The 5,109-nt window shown below is 30.1% G+C and carries 7 protein-coding genes; 3 read left to right on the top strand and 4 right to left on the bottom strand.

What is annotated here, in order from left to right; all coding sequences use genetic code 11:
* From MR875_08965 to MR875_08950, 4 genes are all read right to left on the bottom strand, one after another.
* Positions 1–954: AMP-binding protein (locus MR875_08965; protein MCI6994966.1), on the bottom strand; the 954-nt coding region annotated here is incomplete at its 3' end.
* Positions 955–1,128: 174 nt separating this feature from the next.
* Positions 1,129–1,701, bottom strand: a complete 573-nt coding sequence (locus tag MR875_08960; protein ID MCI6994965.1) for an XRE family transcriptional regulator — start codon at positions 1,699–1,701, stop codon at positions 1,129–1,131.
* Between the two features lie 173 nt (positions 1,702–1,874).
* Positions 1,875–2,096, bottom strand: coding sequence for a hypothetical protein (locus MR875_08955; GenBank protein ID MCI6994964.1), 222 nt, complete (start codon positions 2,094–2,096; stop codon positions 1,875–1,877).
* A complete protein-coding gene (locus tag MR875_08950; protein ID MCI6994963.1) occupies positions 2,038–2,571 on the bottom strand; it encodes a potassium channel family protein in 534 nt (177 codons plus the stop codon). Before MR875_08950 ends, MR875_08955 begins: the two co-directional genes overlap by 59 nt.
* A gap of 373 nt (positions 2,572–2,944) precedes the next feature.
* Between MR875_08950 and MR875_08945 the strand changes: the two genes are divergently transcribed.
* From MR875_08945 to MR875_08935, 3 genes are all read left to right on the top strand, one after another.
* On the top strand, positions 2,945–3,640 hold the full coding sequence (locus MR875_08945; GenBank protein ID MCI6994962.1) for a hypothetical protein: 696 nt from the start codon (positions 2,945–2,947) through the stop codon (positions 3,638–3,640).
* Positions 3,641–4,210, top strand: a complete 570-nt coding sequence (locus tag MR875_08940; GenBank protein ID MCI6994961.1) for a sugar O-acetyltransferase — start codon at positions 3,641–3,643, stop codon at positions 4,208–4,210.
* Between the two features lie 243 nt (positions 4,211–4,453).
* A partial coding sequence (locus tag MR875_08935) for a thymidylate synthase (GenBank protein ID MCI6994960.1) occupies positions 4,454–5,109 on the top strand: 656 nt, incomplete at its 3' end.

Raw genomic sequence — 5,109 nt, 5'->3', positions numbered from 1 at the left:
ACAAGTGGAACCTGCCATAATACCAGTACGTAATGATGACATATCAAACATTTCAAACATTGGGTGATTCATCATACCAATGAACATTGTAGGTACCCCATAAATGGAAGTACATTTTTCTTTTTGGATGGATGAAATAGCTAAGAGAGGATCATACTCTTCAAGAACTACCATAGTAGATCCGTGAGTTATTACAGCCATTACACCTAAAACAGTACCGAAACAATGGAAAAGAGGCACTTGTAAGAGTAATCTGTCTTTTGGAGAATAATTCATGTTTTCTCCAATGTAGAAACCATCGTTTACAATGTTACGACTGGTTAACATTACACCTTTTGGGAATCCTTCAGTTCCTGAAGTATATTGCATATTGATTACATCGTATTGAGTAACTGAGTCTTTGATTTCTTGGTATTTTTCATCATCATAGTTCATACCAAGTAATAATAATTCGTTAGTGTTATACATTCCACGGTGTTTTTCCTGACCTATATGGAAAACAAATTTTAAGTGAGGGAACTTTTCAGCAACTAAATGACCTCTTGCACAGGTTTTAAGTTCCGGTACAAGTTCATTAATGATATCAAAATAGCTGGTATCCCTGAACGCATCAGTCATAGCTAATGCTTTCATATCAGATTGGCCTAATACATACTCTAATTCGTGAGATTGGTAAGCAGTATTAACTGTTACGATTGTTGCACCAATTTTTGCAGTTGCAAACATGTAAGTCAACCATTCAGGTACGTTTTTAGCCCATATACCAACATGGTCTCCTTTTTCAATACCGATAGCTAACATTCCTTTAGCTAAATTGTCAACTCTTTCATCAAATTCTTTGTATGTAAATCTTAAGTTCCTATCAGGATAAACGATAAATTCATGATCTGGTTGTTTTTCAACCATTGTTTCGAAAAACTTTCCAAGAGAAAGTTCTGTAAATAATTCACTCATTGGATAACCTCCATTCTATTAAATTCAACAGCATTCATACTTGTAAAACATTCTTGCAAACCCAACAACAAAGAACGCAAATCCAAACTACGAGTGAAAAATCTAATTAAACCATTACTGTTTTTTTGTTGTTTTAATACTATCTCAAACATTTTATCAAGCCCGTTATTTAGTTTAATATGGAGTGTATAATACTGCAAGGATTTTTGCCTTGTCTTCACCGCTTGCGTGAAGGTGGTGAGGTACTGCAGAATCGTAGAATATTGTATCTCCTTTTCCAATGGTAAATGAGTCTTTACCGTAAATTACTTCAATTTCTCCTTCTAAAACATAAATGAATTCTTCACCTTCGTGAGAGGATAATTCTTTTTCTCCTTCTTCAAATTCAATATCAATTAAGAATGGATCGATGTTTCTGTCAATTTTACCTGCTCCTAATGAGTGGAACTCTAAGTTAGTTGCATTGGTTACATCTTCTCTACCTGAGAAGTAAAGGGAGTTTTCAGTTACACCATTTCTGGTGACTACTGGACCAAGTTCTGGAGTGTCATCTAAGAAAGTTCCTAAACGTACTCCAAGTGCTCTTGCCATTTTGGTTAATGGAGTAAGAGAAGGAATAACTTCACCAGCTTCCATAGCTTGTAAAACTTCAAGTTTTACTCCACTTCTTTCAGCGAGGTCTTCAATAGTCATATCTTGTCTAGCTCTAATGTCTTTAATCTTCTTTGCAAAATTTTCGTTTGTCATATTTTCACTTTTTAAATTTTTTGGATTTACTTAAAACAATTTAAGTATTTATAATTATATTCAAAACAGTATATAAACATATCTCAAAAATTAAACAAATAAACAATTTTTCCATATACTTTAAAAAATAAAATGTACACATTATATACAAAAAATGATTGAAAAAACAAAAATCACTCTTTTAATATTTCATCTAATTTTTCATGCAACATCAAATTTTCTTCACGAGACACTGCAAGTTCATTTTTAATCACCTTCAATTCTACATCCATCATGTCAATTTTTTGATTTAAGAGATTTACGCCTTCTTCAGTATCAGAATCAATATTTAAAATTTTATCTGTAAAGTAAGAAGATATCGCACCAGACAGTGTTGAGAATACAAAAATTCCCATTACAAGCAAGAACAGAGATATTACTTTTGCAACAAATGTATTTTGGAGTTACATCACCATATCCTACAGTTGTTAATGTAACAACAACAAACCATAAGCTATCGAATAGATTTAATGATGGATCCATGACATACAATGAAAATGTGAATATTATTACTGTAAAAACAATCCAACCTAAAATTTTATCCAATTTTGTATTTTCTAAAAAACGATGAAAATTATTAAAATATTTTTCAACAACATTGGATAATTTGAACAATTTGAATAACAACAACAATCTAAAAGAAATGAAATACATTGAAAATACCAATTCAAATGGAATGATTGCAATTATGTATAATAGATTTGCCTTTAAAAATTGCATTTTATTATTCTTACCATTCATTTTCATGAACCAATCAAATAAAAGAATAATACATGTGATTACATCAAATAGAACTATGAAATTTAAAGTTCCCAATGAAACATCAGCCAATAAAAAAATTGAGTACCAGTACACAGTCAACAAAAATCAATAGATTTATACCTTTAAACAGATAATCTGATGCCAATATTTCACCTAAATAAATATTTAAATTAACTTAATAATAATCTTTTCTTTTAGAAAAAATATTTTAAAATACTTTATTTAATAAAATTCCGAATTATTGAACTTAAATGTAAGAAAAAAGATTTATAATATAGTTTTAAATTAATTAGTGTAGAGATTTTAATATCTCTACCATCTTCATTTAGAAAAAAATATTAGTATCTGAGAACTTGATGAGGTTGGACTCAATCTGACCTTATCAATTATCACTAAACTATTAAGTATAAAAAATAAATAATACAACATAAAAGGTGAAAATGTGCAAAAGAAAACAAAAATCATTTTAATTGTTATCCTATTGTTAATTCTTGGTGCACTAATATATTATCAAAATGAAGAACTCAACAATGCCACATATAGAATGTTAGGTAATAATGATTTAGGAACTGTGGAAAAAATCATTTATGGTAATGAAAGTGCAAACAACACAATTGCATTAATTACAGGAATCCACCCAAGGGAAAAATTATGCATTGATCCTGAAATTAAAGCAGCCAAAGAATTTGCAAATAAAACAAATGATACTAAAATAATTCATTATCAGGTTAATGTAACAAAAGACAAAAAAGATTATTCAAAAAGTCGGGCTAATGGAGAACAGCTTGTTCATGACTTTGTAAATCCTGATGTTACAAAATCAGATGCTGATTGTGTAATAATAGCCCACTCACATGTAGAATGGTACGGTGAAGGATTTTATCTTGCAACCCCTGAAATGGATAATGTATCTGTTAAAATAGCTGGAAAAATCAACAATACAACAGACTTTGGATATTATCCGAGACTTGGAAATGAAACCTACAAGTCAACATCTGCAGTCTTAGTGTCAAAACCAATTGCTCAAGCAGGTTATCCTACTTTTGTATATGAGATTCCAGAAAATATTACTAAACAGAATTCAACTGACATGGCAAAAGATTTGTTTAAATTAATGGTAAAATATACCGGTGAGTAAATGGAACTTCAAGAATACTTAGATTACGTAAAAACAGGGAAAAAAATAATTGCAAATTCACCACAACACTTACTAATGCACGAATTACTTAATGAAGCTGTTAGAATTACTCATAAGATTAACAATGAACATCACACTCCTGAAGAAATTCAGGAACTGTTTAGTGAATTGACCAATCAACCAATTAACAGAACATTAGGATTAATACCCCCATTTAACACAGATTGCGGGAAAAATATCCATATTGGTGAAAACGTTTTTATAAATTCCGGTTGTAAAATGCAAGATCAAGGAGGAATTTACATTGGAGATGACGTTTTAATAGGCCATAATACATGTCTTCTAACATTGAATCATGCAAAAGAACCTGAAAATAGGGCAGATATGTTCCCTTCCCCAATATATATTGGAAATAAAGCATGGTTAGGTTCAAATGTCACTGTTCTTCCAGGAGTGACTATTGGCGAAGGAGCTATTGTTGCAGCAGGTGCAGTTGTTACAAAAGATGTTGAAGCAAATACCATTGTTGGGGGAATTCCAGCAAAGTTCATAAAAAATGTTAGTGAATAGTCACTAACAAAACACCATTTTAATTAAAATAACCATCAACCAAATTAACTTTAAATTAAAATCAATGACAAATATTTCATCTAATTTTAATTTAATTAGAACATTTCTAAAAAAATAGTTATTGAAACAAAGAAATCTATAAATCCTAATTTTCATAAAATTTTTCATTTAACAATCAAATAAATCTAATTTATATTATATTAAAAACATAAATTAAATTAATTTATATTAAGGACTGTTATTATGCTAACCATTAATCAATGTTATTTAGATTTTGTAGATAAAATTTTAAAACAAGGAAAAGAAACTTATAAGGACTCCAATCATCATTTAGTGGAAAGTCTTGGAAACTTTTACATTATTGATGATCCTTTAGATTTAAAATTCAGAGCAAAATATCAACATTACACTACTCAAATGATGTTGGATGACATTAAATCCGGAAGATTTGACATTGACGGTTGTCCTATTAAAAGTGATGCTCTTTATGAATATGTAAAATCCGCAGAAAACCCAGATGACCAAGGATTTGTCTACACTTACCCTAACCGTATCTTTGCTCATTTCAATATTGATCAATTTAACACAATGAAAGAGAGAATATTGACTGCGACCGGTTCAAATCGTGCAGTAGCAGTTACAATTGATCCAGAACTCGATGCTGAAAGAGAAGATATCCCATGCCTTCAGTTTTTACAGTGCGTTGTACGTAATAATGAATTAACTATCCACTGTCTTTTTAGAAGTAATGATATTTATGGTGCATTTTACTCAAATATGTTTTTCATAGCATATTTAGGTCTTAAAATGAAAGAAGAAGTCAACAAAGAAATTGTTGGTGAAAAATTAAACTTTGGTGGAGTTCACTACCACTCAACTTCTGGCCACATTTACAATAC

This window comes from Methanobrevibacter sp., assembly GCA_022775905.1.
In the GTDB taxonomy this organism is placed as follows: Archaea; Methanobacteriota; Methanobacteria; order Methanobacteriales; family Methanobacteriaceae; genus Methanocatella.
Note: the sequence above shows the minus strand (reverse complement) of the source record. Positions and strands in the feature narration are given on the sequence as shown.